This window comes from Acrocarpospora corrugata (assembly GCF_009687845.1).
GTDB classification, from domain to species: Bacteria; Actinomycetota; Actinomycetes; order Streptosporangiales; family Streptosporangiaceae; genus Acrocarpospora; species Acrocarpospora corrugata.
The window spans coordinates 1-16,370 of record NZ_BLAD01000058.1 but is presented as its reverse complement, the minus strand read 5'-3'; the positions used below and the strand labels follow the sequence as shown (position 1 = coordinate 16,370).

The window sequence follows — 16,370 nt, the reverse complement described above, 5'->3', positions numbered from 1 at the left end:
TTGGGTTAGCCGCGCCGCCGTCGGAGGCATCACAAGCCCATGTCGGCATCGAGGCAGGCCGCGGCGTCCGCGCGGAGCTGGACCCGGCGGCGGGCCGCGAAGCGGGAACGGCTGGAAGCCGTCGAGCCGTTCGCCTCGGGCCGGGTGCTGGACGCCGGGCGGATCCTGGACGCCCTGCAGGCGCTGTTGCGTCCCGGCGACCGGGTCGCGCTGGAGGGCGACAACCAGAAGCAGGCCGACTTCCTGGCCGAGGCGCTGGCAGGCTGCGACCCGAAGGTGGTGCATGACCTGCATCTGCTGATCTCCTCGATCAGCCTGCCCGAGCACCTGGACGTCTTCGAGCGCGGCGTGGCCCGCCGCCTCGACTTCGCCTACGCCGGGCCGCAGAGCGTCCGGATGGCGCAACTGCTGGCCGACGGCAAGGTCGAGGTCGGGGCGATCCACACCTACGTCGAGCTGTACGCGCGGATGTTCGTCGACCTCGCCCCCGACGTGGTCCTGCTCTGCGCCGAGCAGGCCGACCGGGACGGCAACCTGTACACCGGGCCCGGCACCGAGGACACCCCGACCATCGCCGAGGCGGCGGCGTTCCGCGACGGCGTCGTGCTGGTCCAGGTCAACGAGCTGGTGGACAAGGTGCGCCGGGTGGACATCCCCGGCGACTGGGTGGACCTGGTCGTGGCCAGCCCCCGGCCGTACGCGCTGGAGCCGCTCTTCACCCGGGACCCGCGCCAGATCGGCCAGGTGGACATCCTGATGGCCATGCTGGCGCTGCGCGGCGTCTACGAGCGGCACGGGGTGACGGCGCTGAACCACGGGATCGGCTACGACACCGCGGCGATCGAACTCATCCTGCCCACCTACGGCGAGGAACTGGGCCTGCGCGGGAAAATCTGCAAGCACTGGACGCTCAACCCGCACCCGACGCTCATCCCGGCGATCGAGAGCGGCTGGGTGGAGTCGGTGCACTGCTTCGGCGGCGAACCGGGCACCGAGCGTTACGTCGCCGCCCGCCCCGACGTGTTCTTCACCGGCCGCGACGGCTCGCTCCGCTCCAACCGGGTGCTGTGCCAGCTCGCCGGTCAGTACGCGGTGGACATGTTCATCGGCTCTTCACTACAGATCGACGCCTCCGCGAACTCCTCGACGGTAACCGAGGGTCGGCTGACCGGTTTCGGCGGCGCTCCCAACATGGGGCACGACCCGCACGGCCGCCGCCACTCCTCCCCCGCGTGGCTGAGCCTGCCCGCCGGTGAACCACCCGCGCTACGGGGACGCAAGCTCGTCGTGCAGATCACCCAGACCTTCCGGGCCGGCGGCACGCCCGCTTTCGTGGAGTCCCTGGACGCGATCCAGGTGGGCGCGGACACCGGCATGCCCATCCCCCCAGTCATGATCTACGGCGCGGACGTCAGCCACGTCGTCACCGAAGAGGGAGTGGCCTACCTCTACAAGGCCTCCAGCCTGGCCGAACGGCGTGAAGCCCTGGCCGCCATCGCGGGCGCCACCCCGGTCGGCCGAAACCTGAATGAGCGGCGCGTCGAAGCACTACGCCGCGACGGCCTGGTGGCACTACCCGAGGACCTGAGAGTGGACGTCCGCAAAGCCAAGCGCTCCCTACTGGCGGCCCGCAGCATCGAGGATCTGGTCACCTGGTCGGGAGGTCTCTATGATCCGCCGGCCCAGTTCCGGACCTGGTGATCCGGCAATGACCACCCACCAGCCCGGACCCGGACCTGGTGATCCGGTGATGACCGGTGGGCGTGCGGCGATGCTGGCCGATCTCGCGGTCCGGGCCCTGGGCGCGGAGGCGCGGCTGGGGCCCAAGCCAGGCCTGGTCGACCATCGTGGCGGCGGCGCGCACGGCGACATGGATCTGCCGCTCATGCTGGCTTCCGCCGAGGCGCTGCGGCCCGTCTTCCGGTCGCTCGCAGTGGCGGCGCAGCGGATGGCCGTGGGGAGCGGGCTCCGTACCGAACTGGGGCGGATCGGGCGTGCGGGCGAGCGGGTCATGCTCGGGGCCACCCGTGGGGTGAACACGCACCGTGGTGCGCTGTGGGCGCTCGGGCTGCTGGTCGCGGGCGCCGCCACCGCCGCCGACGAGCCGTCAGCCGTCGGCCGGGCGGCCCGGCTGGCCGCGCTCCCCGACGCGGCCGACGCGGAGGGCGCGTCCGGGAGCGCGGCCAGCCCGGACGCGGACGTCCCTGCGAGTGTGCTCTCCCACGGCGAACGGGTACGGCGGCGGTTCGGAGTGCCCGGTGCCCGCGGCGAAGCGGCGGCCGGTTTCCCGCATGTAGTGGAGGTCGCGCTACCGCGGCTACGCCAGGGCCGGGCGGCCGGACACGCCGAGGACGTCGCCCGGCTGGACGCGCTGCTGGCGGTGATGAGCCACCTGAACGACACCTGCGTGCTGCATCGCGGCGGCCTCGCGGGACTGCGGGTAGTGCGCACCGGCGCGGCCCGCGTCCTGGCCGAGGGCGGTACGGGGACGGTCCCGGGCCGAACGGCCCTCGCCGAGCTAGACGAACGGCTGCGCGCGTACGGGCTGTCACCGGGTGGCAGCGGCGATCTCCTGGCCGCCGCGCTCTTCCTTGACATGGTGCCGCGGCATGGGTCCGGCGCCGAAACCGACCGAGAGGCCGTCTCGTGCAGACGCTGAACATGGAGTTCCCGGCCGACCGATCACCGGCCCGCCGGGCACACGTCGAGGTCGCCGATTCGGGGGATCTGGGGGTGCTCTCGTGCAAACGCTGAACTTCGACTTCCCGGCCAACCGGCCGCCAGCGCGGCGGGCACACGTCGAGGTCCCCGGTCCGAGCGATCTGGAGGTGGCCTCGTGCAAACGCTGAACTTCGAGTTCCCAGCCGATCGGCCGCCAGCGCGGCGGGCTCACGTCGGGGTGGCCGGTTCGGGGGATCTGGAGGTGCTGATGACGCCGGGGCCGGTAGGTGTCGCCCGGGTGCGTGTCCGCACCAGCGTCGATGGGTTCGACACCGTGTGGCGGGTCGTGCTGGAGCGTTTCTTCGCCCGCCACCCGGTGTCCGCCGGTTTCGAGCTCAACGACGCCGGGGCGACCCCCGGTGTGGTCGCGCTGCGGCTGCGGCAAGCCGTCGAGGAGAGCATGGAGGAGGACGGGAAATGACATCGATGACGGCTCGGGCCAGCTTCATCGAACTGGACGCACGGGCGCGCGCCTTCGCCCTGCTCGACGGCGGCACCGCCCGCGAACTTTGCGGCCCTTTCGACCGGATCGAGTCACCGTGGCTGGAACCCCAGGGTGTCGTCCCGCAGTCCGACGACGGGGTGGTCGTGGTACGGGGAAAGCTCGCCGGGCGAGCCGTCGTCGTGATCGGCATCGAGCAGGCCTTCCAGGGCGGCGGCATCGGCGAGGTCTCCGGCGTGAAGATCGCCACCGCCCTGTCGCTGGCCGCCCGCGACAGCCGCGCGGGCGTCCCCACCGCGGCGGTTCTGCTGCTGGAGACGGGCGGGGTACGGCTCCAGGAGGCCAACCTGGGCCTGGCCACGGTCGCGGAGGTCTGTGCGGCGCTGCTGGAGTTACGGCCGCTGCAGCCGGTCATCGGCGTCATCGCCGGAATGCTGGGCTGTTTCGGCGGAATGAGCATCGCGGCCGGGCTGTGCACCGAGTTGATCATCACCAGTGAGGGGCGGCTCGGACTGGACGGCCCCCAGGTGATCGAGTCCGAGGCCGGTGTCGCCGAGTTCGACGCCTCCGACCACCCGTTGATCTGGTCGATCGACGGCGGCGCCCAACGTATTCGGACCGGCCTGGCGGACACGCTGGTTCCCGACGACGTCGCGGCCATCCGCGCAGCCGTTATCGAGGGCCTTGGCCGTGGCGTGCCCGCCGATCATCGCTCCGGGTGGATCGACTCGCTGGGGGCGCTACTCGCAGCCGTCGACCCGACCGACCCGCCGGAACCGGCCGACCTACCGGCCATACCGTCGAAGGGGGATGAACGATGAGCCGGGCGCTGGCCGTGCCATCGAAGGGGAACGGCCATAAGCCAGGACGAGGGCGCTGGCTGTCTTGTCGAAGGAGGATCGGTCGTAAGCCAGGCGGGGGTGCTGGCCGTCCTGTCGAAGGATCGGCCGCGATCCGGGCAGGGGCGCTGGCCGTGCCGTTGAAGGGGAACGGCTATGTACCGGGGTGAGGGCGCGAGTCGTACCTTCGTCCGGCGAAGGATCGGTCATGAGTCGGGCGCTGGCTGTGCCAGCGAAGCGAGATCGGCCATGAGCCGAATTGAGGGCGCTGGCCGCGCCGTCGAGGATGGATCGCTCGTGATCTGGGTGGGGGCGCGAACCGTACCGTCGAAGGAGGATCGGTCATGAGCCGCGGCTGGAGCTGGACGCGGGCGCTGGCCGAAGGTGAGGTCGGCCAGGGGGTTCCGTCGGTGATCACCGCTGATGCCGTGCTGGGGGACGACACCGCCCGGCTGATCGCCGTCGTTCCGGATCCGGGGAGTCCGTACCATCGGGCGCGGAAGGGCGAGGTTGGTCTCCGTGAGGCGTTCGCCCTTGCCGGGGCGGTGGGCGGCGTCGTCGGGGCGGACGCGGGACTGCCCGAGGATCGGCGGCGTCCGATCGTCGCCGTCGTCGATTTGCCGAGTCAGGCGTATGGGCGGGTCGAGGAGTTGGTTGGGCTGCATCACGCGCTGGCTGTCACAGTGGACGCCTATGTGCGCGCTCGTATCGCGGGGCATCCGGTGATCGCGCTCATCGTCGGGGCGGCGCTGTCGGGTGGGTTCCTGGCGCACGGATTCCAGGCGAATCAGATCCTGGCGCTCAACGATCCGGGTGTGGTGATTCACGCCATGCACAAGGAGGCCGCGGCGAGGGTGACCCTGCGGAGTGTGGCGGAGCTTGACGAGTTGGCGCGGCGGGTGCCTCCGCTCTCCTACGACGTCGCCGAGTGGGCGAAGCTCGGGCTGTGTGACGACCTGCTGGAGGTTGAGAACGCGGCCGACCCGGCTGGCACGGATGTCCGGAAGGTGAAGGATGCACTGGTGGCCGCCGTGGCGCGGGCCCGCCGCGGTCCCCGTGACCTGAGCAACCGGCTGACCTCCCCCGGCGCGCACCAGACCCGGGCCGCGTCCATCCGCGTCCGCGAGGCGATGACCGCCCAGTGGGGGTGACCACGCAATGACACGTGACCGCGCAATAGCGGTGGCCGCGCTATGGGGTGGCCGCGCTATGGGGTGGCCGCGCTATGGGGGTGATTGCGCAATGGGAGTCAGCGCCCAATCGGGTCAGCGCCCAATCGGGTCAGCGCCCAATCGGGTCAGCGCCCAATGGGGATGATCGCGCGCCCGCACGACCTGCTTCTGCTCAGCGGGAGGTCGGCACCCGACGCCGCCCTCCCCGATTGGGCCCGCGCGTCGCTGGCCGCATGCCCTTGGGCGGTCGTCCGGCGGGCGCCATGCTCCCCCGGTCTCATCCCCGTCGGGGTGCGCGGAACCGAACGGCGGCTGCGGCACGCCGCCATCGTTCCATCGGACTCGGTCGTTCGCGTCGTAACGCCCGAGGATTTGCGGAAACGGCCGCCCAGACTCCCCCAGTTCGCCACCGCCCTCTCCGCCGTCACCCTGCGACTGTCCGCCGAACTCGGCGACGACGCCGTCTGGGGGCCGACCGGCAGCCTCGGCTTCGAACTCGCCACCGGGCGGCCAGTCACCCACCCGGGAAGCGATCTGGACCTGCTGATACGGGCACCACGCAGACTGGACCGGGCTCAGGCTGCGCGGCTGGTGACTGCCCTGACGGGGGTCCCCGTCACGGTCGACTGCCAGCTGGAGACCCCCCGAGGCGGACTGAGCCTGACCGAATGGGCCCACGCCGACGGTCTCGTCATGATCCGCACCGCGCACGGCCCGCAACTGGTGGACGATCCGTGGGCTCCCGAATGAAGGTCGCGTTCTGTCGGAACAGCCGGGGCGCTCGCCCACCCGTGAGCTCCCGAACGAGGATCGCGCCCTGCCCGGACAGCCGGGCCGGGCTCACCCACCCCTGGACCCTCGGATGAGGGTCGCGTTTCTGTACCCCGGTCAGGGCACACAGCGGCCCGGGATGCTCCACGACCTGCCTGATCACCCCGCCGTCGCGGCGGCGCTCGCCGAGGCCGAGCGGGTCCTGCCCGGGTCGGCCCGGCAGGACGGCGCGGAGGCGTTGGCGTCGACCGTCACCGCGCAGGTGGCCCTGTGCGTCGCCGGAGTCGCTTCGGCTGGTGCCCTGCTCGCCGAAGGCGTCATCCCTGACGCGGTGGCGGGGCACTCCTCGGGGGCATTTCCGGCCGCCGTCGCCGCCGGGGTGCTGACGTTCGCCGAAGCCCTCATGGCCGTACGCCGGCGTGGCGAGCTTATGCGCGACGCCTGCCCTTCCGGCTACGGCATGGCGGCCGTGCTGGGGTTGAGCATTCCGCAGGTCCGGCGGCTGGTCGAGTCGGCCGGCACCGAGGGTGAACCCGTCTATCTGGCCATCGTCAACACCGACCACCAAGCCGTGGTCTCCGGCAGCGATGCCGCCCTGGAGCGCCTCGCCGCGGCGGCGGCCCAGGCGGGCGCGCGGCGCGTTCAGCGCCTGGACGTCAGCGTGCCCTCGCACTGCCCGTTGCTCGCCCGGGTCGCCGACGCGATGGCGGACCACCTCGCCGCGCTCCCCCGGCGCCGTCTCCGTGTCCCCTACCTCGGCGGCGCCACCGGGCGGCTCCTGCACGACTCCGGCGCCGTACTGGACGATCTCGCCCGGAGCGTCGCCACCACCGTCCGGTGGCGTGACGGAATCGCCCTGCTCGGCGAACTCGGCACGGCCGTGTTCATCCAGACTCCCCCGGGACATGTCCTGGCCCGGATCGCCCAGGCCGCCCACCCCCGGGCCCGCGTCATCACCCTCGCCGACACCCGCGTCACCGACGCGGCAGCGCTCGCGCGCGGCCTTCACAGCCCATGACTTATCGTTTATCGTTGTTATCGAAAAACGATAAAAGAGGATTTCATGGGATGGACGGAACTGCGCACGTGGTCAGTCCGCATCTGGTGGGCGATCTTCGAGAACCTGGTCTACCTGGCTTTCGCGCTGTGCGTCGTCTACCTGGCCCAAGCCGGATGGCAGGCCGCGGGGCCGCCCTCGGATCACGCCAGCATGCAGGTGCCCCAGTTACGGGAGTGGCCGTTAACCAACCCCCAGCAGATCGGACCACTGAGGTCCACCCTGGAATACAGCGCGACCATCTCGATCGACCGGCCGGACAGGTGGCAGAACCTCGTCCTCAACACCCCACTGGTGGTCGGTGCGCTGCTGACCGCCATCATCGTCTTCCTGCTGTGGCAGATCGCCCGGACCCTCAGGTCAGGTGACCCCTTCGTACCGGCCAATGCCCGCCGGATCTTCCTGATGGCCGGTTGCGTGGCCGGATACGGCTTGCTCGTCGAGCCCCTCAGAACGTTCGTGGCGGTGTACATGGTCGACGGAACCCCCGCCGAAGGGCTGATCGACACCTATTGGCCGTTCACCGCGGCCCCCGTCGGATTCGCCCTCCTCCTGATCGGCCTGGGGACGATCTTCAGAAAGGGCGCGCGCCTGCGCGAGGACGCGGACGGGCTCGTCTGACATGCCGCCCAATCCCCAATACCGCATTCACGTGCACCTGGATCGGTTGCTGGCCGAGCGGGGAATGACGCTCACCGAACTGGCGGACCGGGTCGGCGTCACCATCGTCAACCTGTCGATTCTCAAGAACGGCAAGGCCAAGGCGATCCGATTCTCCACGTTGAGCGCGCTCTGCCGCGAACTCCGATGCCAGCCCGGAGACCTCATCACCCATGAGGAGCTACAGTGATAGTTAGTTAGCACAAGCAAATATCTGGAAGGTCGTCCTTGTGCAGACGGACCGCTATCGCTGGGTCCGCCGCCATCATCACCGACGCCTTTCCGGTGCACCGGCGCGGCATGGCCATGGGCGTCAACCAGGTCGCCGGGATCGCGGGCAGCTTCCTGGGCTCATCGCGGGCGGACTGCTGAGCGAGATCGACTGGCGGCTGGTGTTCTTCGCGTCCGCGCCGATCGGCGTCATCGGGACGATCTGGGCGTACAAGTCGCTGCGGGAGACCGTCTCCCGGGTGGCAGGCGCCCGGATCGACTGGCTGGGCAACGCGACGTTCGCCATCTGGCTGACCAGCCTGCTGGTCGCCTTCACGGCCGGGAACGCGGCCGGTCTGCTGACCGCGGTCGCCACCCTCGCCCAGGGCCTCACCCAGCACGGCGTACAGACCGCCGAAGCCACCCACATCGGGCAACTCCCCCCGGTCGGCGCCCTGTTCGCCGCCTTCCTCGGCTACAACCCGATCGAAAGCCTGCTCGCCCCGACCGGAACCCTCGCCCAGCTCTCCCCCCTCAACCCGGTTACCGTGGGCGGACCATGACAGACACGCTCACCGACGTAGAGCTCGCCGAACGCCTGCGCGCCACCCTGTCCCGCCTGGCCCGCCGCGCCCGCCAGCACGCCCCGCAGACCCTGACGGCGAGCCAGCGCTCCACCCTGTCCGCCCTGGACACGCTCGGCCCGGTACGCCTGGTCGACCTGGCCATCCACGAAGGGGTCAGCGCCCCCACCCAGAGCCGCCTGGTCGCCAGCCTCGAATCCTCCGGCCTGACCACCCGCACCCCCGACCCGGCCGACGGCCGCGCCTCCCTCCTCAGCCTCACCGACGAGGGCCACCGCCACCTCGCCCACCTACGCGAGGACCGCTCGGCATTCTTCATTGCCGGCGTCACCGCCCTCACCCCAGCCCAGCGCACCGCCCTCACCGCCGCACTTCCGGCCCTGGAGTCACTCGCGACCTCCTGATCCTCACTGTCGCTCAGGCTCGGACGCGCCACCAGGCCACGTCACCGCCTGAGGACATGGGGAATGCCACGGGCAGCTGCGCGGGTGGCGGCGTAGCGGGCGATCCTTCGTTGCTACTGGAGCCCGGCCGTTTCACCGATTCGAAGGAACTGCGTGGGCATCTGTTCGACCAACTCATCCCCGCCCTCCTCACCGCCCGCCCTGGGTCGGGGCGGTCGGTGGGAGATCCTTATCCGTCGGCGGTCGGCGGTCGGCGTGGTGGTCGCGTGGTGGGGGCGATTGCCCTGGTCAGGTCACGGTGACGGTGAGCGGGTCGGTCAGGGCGATGTAGCCGTTGTCGTGGAGGTACCAGGCCCTGTAGCTGCCCGGTCCGGGCACGGTGCCGGTGGTCAGAGTGATGGTGCCGCTCGCGTCGGGCGCGTACTTCCAGTCGATGGCCTCTTGCTCCGATGGCCTTTTGCTGGCGGGGTAGAGGCCGATCCAGTTCTTGGCGCTGCGAGTGTCCGGCGCGGTGGAGTAGCGCACGGTGAAGAACGTTCCCTTGGCGATGGTGGGTGTGTCGGTGGCGAGCGTGCTTGAGGGAGCGGCGGGGGCGCCGGTCGCCTCGTAGTAGGAGATGAGCAGGGCGGTGATGTTGTTGAGGTAGGGAATGAAGGCGGGAAAGCGCTCGGTGATGGCGGTTCGGGTGGCGGCGGTCAGCGCGGTGGGGTCGGCAGTGGAGGCGCCGAGGTAGGGCTCAAGCTTCTTGATGAGGGCGTACGGGCTGATGATCTTCTGGGTGGCCATCGCCTGTTCCAGGGAGGGATGGGCGGCGGGGGTGGTGGACAGGACGCGGCTGACGAAGGTGACCCGGTGCATGATGCGCCAGCACGGCGGCTTGCGTTCGGCCTGGCGGGCGGCCTTGAGGGCCTGGGCGTTGGGGTCGCTGCTGCGATCCAGCCATTCGGGGTCGATGACCTTGCCGTAGAAGTCCTCGAAGTTGTCGGTGGTGGTGTCGAGGTAGAGGCTCATGAAGCGGTAGGCGTCGACGCGGCCGGGCACCAGGGCGGGCCGGCCGTCGATGTCGAACAGGGGGGTGTCGCCGTCGTGTTTCTGCAGTCGGCGCCCGGGGGCGCAGTGGACGTCCAGGCTGAAGGTTCTGGTCGCTTCCTTGGACTTGGTGCGGGTGACGCTGTAGCCGGCGCCCATGGATGCCTCCACGCCGAACTTGAGGCCCTGTCCGAACGCCTCGAAGCCGAGAGAGAAGTGACCGCCGCGGGTGGCGTTGAAGGTGAAGGAGCCGGCCGTGGTCTCGGTGACCTGATCGGTGGTGCCGGTGGTCTCGGCGAAGAACCCGCCGGCGGCCGTCCACACGTAGGTGTTGACGATGTTGCGGCGAGAGGCCGCCCGGACGGCCGCCCGTCCCGCCTCGGGGTTGCCGCCCTGGGTCACCTCGGCGCCGGTGCCGCCCATCATCCCGTTGAGCACCTTGGCGGCCTGGCCGTGGGTGGGGTCCGGGACGTGGGTCTCGGTGGAGACCGAGTCGTAGAAGCCCTGCAGCTGCTGCTGCTCGCGCTGGATCCGCTTCTTGATCCGGTACGCCTCCGCGGGCCGGTAGTAGCTGAACTCGCCGCGCACGCCGGTGGCGGCGTTGGGGAAGTCCGGGTCGGCGAAGGGCCCCGGTTCCTTGGCCGTGCCGTGCTCGCCGTACCCGATGATGCCGTCCAGGGTGCCCTGTTTGGTGTAGCGGGGGTTGATCGGGAAGGGGATCAGGTTCCAGTCGCGGGGGATGTCGGGGCTGGGCAGCATCCGGTAGGCCACCAGGGCGCCGCTGTGGGCCAGGCGCAGCGCGTACAGGTCGGCGGTTTCGGACTGCACGACGGCGAAGCCGGTGTTGGCCGGCACCCACCGCTGCCCGGCGACGGGATTGGCCTGCCTGGATGTGTCGGTGCCCTCCCAGCCGCCGGTGAGCTCCACCTTGCTGGTGCGGGTGGTGTTGGCGCCTTGGGACACCTTGGTGTCGTGGCTCCAGCTGTTGGAGAACTTGAGCTCGACGCTGGCCCCCATGTCGAGCTCCACGGAGCCTGCGGGTTTGGCGATGCCGACGCCGAGGGGGGCGCTGACTGTCCAGGTGTCGTCCTTCACGGTCGAGGAGAAGGTCATCTTCAGGGAGGCGTCGACGCTGGTGTTCTTGTGTGAGGACAGGGCGTTGACGACGTTGTCGGCCTGGACGAAGGCGATCGAGGAGGCCCCCGCGTAGTCGTCGGCGGCGCCGGCGATCAGGTTCTCCGAAGGGACTGGCGGGGCGCCTTCGATGTAGCCGATGAGCTGCGGGTCGAACTGGGCCTGGCCCACCCAGGTGGTGGTCAGCTCACCGACCTTGAAGCCGGTGCTCAGCACCCAGGAAGTGTCCCGGATGTAGGTGTAGGCGCGTTTCATCACCCCGATCAGCCCGCCGTGGGCGATCTCCTGGATGTCGCCGTACTCGGTGGCGGCCGGGGTGTGGGCGATGGAGGCGTGGAAGGCGGTGCCGATGCCAGCGAGCGCGGAGCGGACCTGGGCGGAGTCGGTGGAGATCGGCGCGTTCGACAGCACGATCGCCGGCGGTGCGGAGGACTGGGTCAGGTGGTGGCCGCCCAGGCCCGCGTCGCTCACGTCCGCCCCGGCCACGGTGTCGTCGAGGTCGAAGGGGTAGTAGGCGATCAGGTCCCGGCGGTCCCCGCGGATGCGGCCGAACATGTTGTCCAGCACCTGCTCCTGGGTGCGGATCGTGCGCCACACGCGGATCTCGTCCAGGTTCCCGGTGAACGCCTCGTGGAAGGATCCGTCCGGCTTTTCGGAGGCGGCCAGGTTGAAGCGTGGTCGGAATCGGGGCTGAGACCCGCCGGTGATGTCGAGACCGCCGGACCACCGGTCCGTCGGTCTGGGGTCGGCCACTCGGGGTCTGGCCGGGGCGGCGCTCACCGTGGCGGGCGTGGCGGTTCCGTTGCGGTAGAAGGTGAATCGGTTGCCGGCCGGGTCGGGGGTGGGCACCCGCTCCACGTGGTGCAGCGTGGCGGGGTAGGAGCCGCACCGGTCGGCGGTCTGGGAGCCCTCGAACTCGGGGAAGGTCCACCACGCGGCCAGGCCCGTGGCCTTCTCCGTGATCGGGGCCCCGATCTGGTCGGGTTCCCTGGCCACGTTCCAGATCCGCACCTCCGACAGCGCGCCCCGCAGGCCGTAGCTGTTCTTGCCCACATGGTGGCGGCCCAGCTCCACCGGCGCGTCGTTGCCCACTGGCTTGGCGCAGTTATAGGAATGGCTGGACGGGAGGCGGCTGGCGTCGGGCGGGACGACGTAGAAACGGATCTCCATAGGGCCGTCCGGGGTAGTGGGGTTCCTGCGGGTCACCGCGACCTTGTAGAAGACGTTTTTCGACAGGGTCAGCGCTGATGGGCAGACCTGCAGCTGATCGGTTCCGCCGGAGCCCGACTCGAAGGCGAACGTCAGCACCCCGCCGGGGGCCACGTACAAGCTGTAGGGGACGGCCTGGTGGGTGCCCGCGCCGAGCGCGCCCTTGCCGACCAGCCCGTGCGTGACGTCCAGGGAGTCCAGTTTCACGAACGCCTCGATGGTCAGGTCGTCCACGATGTCCAGGCCGCCGGGCCCGCCGGCGTCCAGGTAGGCGGTCCCGTCCATGCCCATCGCCCAGCTCTGCTCGAACGACATCGCCAGATGCCCCCATTCGGACAGGGGAAAGGCTTCGCTGCCGCGGGCGGCCTGGCGGTCGACCTCGGCGACGATGACGTAGCCGGCCTCGCCGGTGGGCAGCGTGGCCTTGTCCAACCCCAGGCGGTAGTCGGCACTGCTCAGCTCGGCCTGCACGATCTGGGTGGGGCCATCGACGAACGTCGGATAGGCCCACGCCTCCAGGCTCAGGTCGCCGGTCGGGGCCAGGTCGTCCACGGTCGCCCTGCGCCTCATCTCCAGTCGCTGGGCGTCGGCGGCGTCGAAGGAGAAGGCACGCCCGGGCGCGTCGCCGTGCCAGCGCGGCGCCAGCGGCTCGCTGAGGTCTTCGGCCGTCCCGGCGGGCACCAGGCTGGTGGCGCTCTCGGCGTGCGCGCTGACCAGCAGCGAGCCGCGAGCCGCCGACATGCCGGGTACGGTGCTGGTGGCGTGGGTGTAGTCGTAGACCGCGGTGCGCACCTGGGCGCCCGGCCCGGCGGTGAGGTTGCCGGTGGTGAGGGTGATCTGCGCGGAGCCGGTCGGCGCGGTCGCGACGGTGCGGCTTTGCTCGCCCACCATGATGGCCGAGCCCGGTTCCGGAGAGGTCGCCGGCGGTTCGGCGAGTGTCACGGTCTTGTCCTTGACGGCGACGACCACGCCCAGGTCCGTGCCTCGCGTGGAGCCGTTCAGGACGGCGGCCAGCAGGTCGGCCTGATCGGGCGCCGCGGTGAACGTCTCCGTCGCCGCGCCCTGGGTCACCACCACGGCGCACCGGCCGGGACCGTCCGCGCTCACCGTCACGGCGAAGTCGGCCAAGTTCGCCGCGGTGTCGCGGCTGGTCAGACGCAGCGCCTTCTGGTCGGCCAGGACGATCTGCTTGGCGGCCGGGTGGATGGTGGTGGAGTAGTAGGCGGAGAAGAACTCGTTCTTGCCGCCGCGGAAGTACAGCGCCACGTCACCGGTGGAGCTGTCCAGCAGGGCCGGGGCGTGGGTGGTCCAGGCGAACGACAGCAGAGCCCCCAGCACGGTCAGCCCCGAGCGGTCGGTGTGCACCGTCGGCATCGGCAGAACGGCCTCCGCCGCGCCCATCAGGCCGCCGCTGAGGATGGCCAGCGCGTTTCGCGCCGCCTGGAACGTCGCCTGGTCCGAGCCCAGCCGGCTCCTGGCCGCCTGCCCCTCCGCCTTGCGGCCCTCAAGGCCGGCCGCCTCCGCGAGGAGGTCTCGCTCCCGTTGGCGGTGGCCTCCCCAGTCGCGGGCGGGGCCTTTGATGTTCTCGTTGAGGTCGTGCAGGGTGAAGCCCGGCACTCCTCCGTACACCTCGTCGTGGATGGCGTCCAGCCGCGCGATGATGCCCGGAAGCTTCTGTGCCAGCGCCTGGTCGTTGTAGAGCTGGCCGCGCGCCGCGGTCACCGCGGCCTCGGCCTCCGCGCGTCGATCCTCGTCCTCGGTCGGGTTGGGTCGGCCGAGCCAGCTCAGGTCGACCACCCCCGGCGGCGTGGCCAGCTTGCCCTCCTGCGACAACGCGAAGTCCACGGTGGCCACATAGTGGCGTCCGGTCGGCTGGCCCTCGGGCGGCGGCCCGGACGTGGCGCAGGCCAGGAGCACCCGCGCCTGCCTTTTCTCCGGCGCCGCAGTGGTGGCGTACCCCGTCGCCATCGATTCCTGCTGGTAGTACATCGTCGCCGTCAGACCCGCGACCACCTTGCGCCCGGCGATGGAAAAGGTGTGCCGGACCACGCCGGGTCCGTCGTAGAGCGGCGCGTCCGAACTCGTCCACACCGGGCCGGCCTCCAGGCTGCCGGCGAACCGGTTGGCACTGCGGTCCCGCACCTCGGCGCCGGCCCCCTCGTCGAAGGGGAAGTAGGCGAACAGGCCGGGCTCGGTGCCGGCCAGGCGTTGGGCCCGGCCGGTGAAGTCGGTGCGGGCGAGGTTCCAGACGCGCACCTCATCGATCTCACCGGTGAAGGGATCGGCCGTGGGGCCCGAGACGTGCCGTTTGCCCACGAGGAGCTTGGCGGTGACCTCCACGCCCGTGGTGGTGGCGTGTGTTCCCGCCGGCGCGCCGTCCAGGAACAGGCGCATCTGCGATCCGTCGAACACCGCCGCCACGTGCGTGTACACCTTCATCGGGACCGCCGTGGCGGAGGTGAGGGTCTGGGCGCCGTGGGTGAACACGAGCTTGCCGTCGGCGTTCAGGCTCAGCTGAACCGGGGTGTCGGCTCCGTCCGCGTCGGTCCGGCCCACGATGATGCCCTTCGGGCTCGCGGGCTTGATCCACGCCTCCAGCGTGTAGGGGCCCGCCGGCACCGCCGTGTCCGCCTCGCCCGCGATCACCGGGCCGCTCGTGTCGCCTTCGAAACGCAGCGCGGTGCCCGCCCGGTCGCGGCTCGGGCGTACCGGCACCAGCGGCTGCCCCGTGTGGGAGTCGATGCCCGGCGCCCGTTCCAGCACCGAGGCGGCGAATTTCGGATCGGGGCTGGTGTACAGCTGGGTGCCCTTGACGTTGAACAGGCCGTCGGTGCTCTGCTCCAGGTTGTAGGAGCTGATGGCGCCGGTCTCGGCATCGCCGGTGAAGATCTGCCAGCGCGAGGATCCGGCCACCGCGGTGGGCAGCAGCAGCACGGAGAGCATCCCCTCGCTCAGCGTGCCCACGAACGACAGCTTCAGGGTCGGCTCGAAGAACAGCTTTCCCTCCATGTCGCGGGTGCCCAGCGTGTCGCCTCCGGAGGCTGGCGCGACCTTGCTGCGGCTGCGCTGGTAGCGCACCTCCACCACGGGCTTGAGTTCGGAGCCGACCAGGACGAACCGGTCGCATAGCAGCGAGGCGTCGGTCAGTGCGTCCCGCGTTCTGCCGACCAGGATGTCGTCGGTACCCTTCAGATCCGCGCCGCCCCCGGTCGTCGCGTACACCGCGTCGCCCTCGTCGGCGGCTATCGACTGCCGGAACAGCAGAATGTGGCGGCCATCTGACAGGACCTGGATGGGAAAGGCGGAGGTCAGCCGGGCTGTGGTGGACAGAAACGGGTCGTTCTCCCCGGCCAGCAGCGTCTCGGAGGCGAGCACCTCGGCCCCGCCGCGCTTCTTCACCACCGGCATGACCTCCGGCACCGGCACGTCGGCGCTGACATCGACGAGTTCGGTGGGGAAGGGCAGCAGGCCCGGTTCGGCGTTCCAGTACGCCGCGTCCAGCGCTCCACGCGCCCGATCGGCCTGGTCCAGGCCCAGCACGCTGTAGTAGATCCTGCGGTCGGCGCTCAGCGCGAACGCCACCACCATCCCCGCATGGCGCACCATCGTGGTCGAGATGTACTCCCTGTCGCTGTAAACCCTCAGCAGATTCTTGTCATCCATCACCGAACTCCTTTTACGGCCCGGAAAATACATGAAAAGCCACGCACCAGCGAGGAAACGCATGCCCGAAACATGCGAACGGGTGCGTGTGGAAAAAACATATTTACGGACAGACCGGCCCGACGCCCGTGAGGCCTCGACACCGCCAATCCTGTCGTCGGCGCGGCGGATGTCCGTGACCTCTGCTTGGAACGTTCCTTCCTGCGGAAGTACAGTTAGGCTCTCAGATCCGCTCACCCGCCCTCTCGCCTGGGTCACCCGCCGGGTGGCAATCTCCTGCCGCCTCCGAAAGACCGTCCCGCCCGCGATCAGCGGGACTAAGACCCCACATTGCGTGACGAATAACAATCAAGCAAGACAGACATCGCTAACCTGCGTTCCGCGTAATTCCCGGCAGCCGCACTCTGATGGGCCTTGGCCCTACCATTTCGACCGCAAGACACCGCTACGCCATTGTTGTGACATCAAGGCGAAA

13 protein-coding genes are annotated in these 16,370 nt (G+C 70.3%); 12 read left to right on the top strand and 1 reads right to left on the bottom strand.

All coding sequences use genetic code 11. The features are described 5' to 3' along the window. The first annotated feature begins 39 nt into the window (after positions 1-39). From mdcA to Acor_RS21965, 12 genes are all read left to right on the top strand, one after another. Positions 40-1,701 carry a malonate decarboxylase subunit alpha gene (gene mdcA, locus Acor_RS22015; RefSeq protein WP_155338607.1) on the top strand — a complete coding sequence of 554 codons (1,662 nt, stop codon included), beginning with the start codon at positions 40-42 and terminating at the stop codon, positions 1,699-1,701. A 49-nt stretch (positions 1,702-1,750) separates the two neighbouring features. Beyond that, positions 1,751-2,659: a triphosphoribosyl-dephospho-CoA synthase gene (locus tag Acor_RS22010; protein WP_155338606.1), complete on the top strand. Its 909-nt coding sequence runs from the start codon at positions 1,751-1,753 to the stop codon at positions 2,657-2,659. Positions 2,660-2,836: 177 nt separating this feature from the next. Beyond that, positions 2,837-3,142, top strand: a complete 306-nt coding sequence (locus tag Acor_RS22005) for a malonate decarboxylase subunit delta (protein WP_155338605.1) — start codon at positions 2,837-2,839, stop codon at positions 3,140-3,142. Beyond that, positions 3,139-3,984, top strand: coding sequence for a biotin-independent malonate decarboxylase subunit beta (locus tag Acor_RS22000; protein ID WP_155338604.1), 846 nt, complete (start codon positions 3,139-3,141; stop codon positions 3,982-3,984). Before Acor_RS22005 ends, Acor_RS22000 begins: the two co-directional genes overlap by 4 nt. Positions 3,985-4,346: 362 nt before the next feature. After that, complete coding sequence (mdcE, locus tag Acor_RS21995; protein ID WP_155338603.1) at positions 4,347-5,153, top strand: biotin-independent malonate decarboxylase subunit gamma; 807 nt, start codon at positions 4,347-4,349, stop codon at positions 5,151-5,153. Between the two features lie 162 nt (positions 5,154-5,315). Next, complete coding sequence (locus Acor_RS21990) at positions 5,316-5,924, top strand: malonate decarboxylase holo-ACP synthase (protein WP_218034413.1); 609 nt, start codon at positions 5,316-5,318, stop codon at positions 5,922-5,924. A gap of 112 nt (positions 5,925-6,036) precedes the next feature. After that, a complete protein-coding gene (gene mdcH / locus Acor_RS21985; protein ID WP_155338601.1) occupies positions 6,037-6,963 on the top strand; it encodes a malonate decarboxylase subunit epsilon in 927 nt (308 codons plus the stop codon). Between the two features lie 45 nt (positions 6,964-7,008). Continuing rightward, positions 7,009-7,623 carry a DUF2975 domain-containing protein gene (locus Acor_RS21980; protein ID WP_155338600.1) on the top strand — a complete coding sequence of 205 codons (615 nt, stop codon included), beginning with the start codon at positions 7,009-7,011 and terminating at the stop codon, positions 7,621-7,623. Position 7,624: 1 nt separating this feature from the next. Next, positions 7,625-7,852 (top strand): helix-turn-helix domain-containing protein, encoded by a 228-nt coding sequence (locus Acor_RS21975; RefSeq protein WP_155338599.1) that lies wholly within the window; start codon positions 7,625-7,627, stop codon positions 7,850-7,852. Positions 7,853-7,890: 38 nt separating this feature from the next. Next, positions 7,891-8,034, top strand: a complete 144-nt coding sequence (locus Acor_RS43355; RefSeq protein ID WP_218034412.1) for a hypothetical protein — start codon at positions 7,891-7,893, stop codon at positions 8,032-8,034. A 20-nt stretch (positions 8,035-8,054) separates the two neighbouring features. Further along, positions 8,055-8,435 carry a hypothetical protein gene (locus Acor_RS21970; RefSeq protein WP_218034411.1) on the top strand — a complete coding sequence of 127 codons (381 nt, stop codon included), beginning with the start codon at positions 8,055-8,057 and terminating at the stop codon, positions 8,433-8,435. Then, entirely contained in the window at positions 8,432-8,860 is a 429-nt protein-coding gene (locus Acor_RS21965; protein WP_155338598.1) for a MarR family winged helix-turn-helix transcriptional regulator, read from the top strand. The genes Acor_RS21970 and Acor_RS21965 overlap by 4 nt, the downstream gene beginning before the upstream one ends. Positions 8,861-9,148: 288 nt before the next feature. Here Acor_RS21965 and Acor_RS45520 read toward each other — a convergent pair whose 3' ends face one another. Next, the gene (locus Acor_RS45520) at positions 9,149-15,895 is read right to left on the bottom strand and encodes a LamG-like jellyroll fold domain-containing protein (protein ID WP_170317033.1); all 6,747 of its coding nucleotides are present in this window, start codon (positions 15,893-15,895) and stop codon (positions 9,149-9,151) included. Positions 15,896-16,370 lie beyond the last annotated feature (475 nt).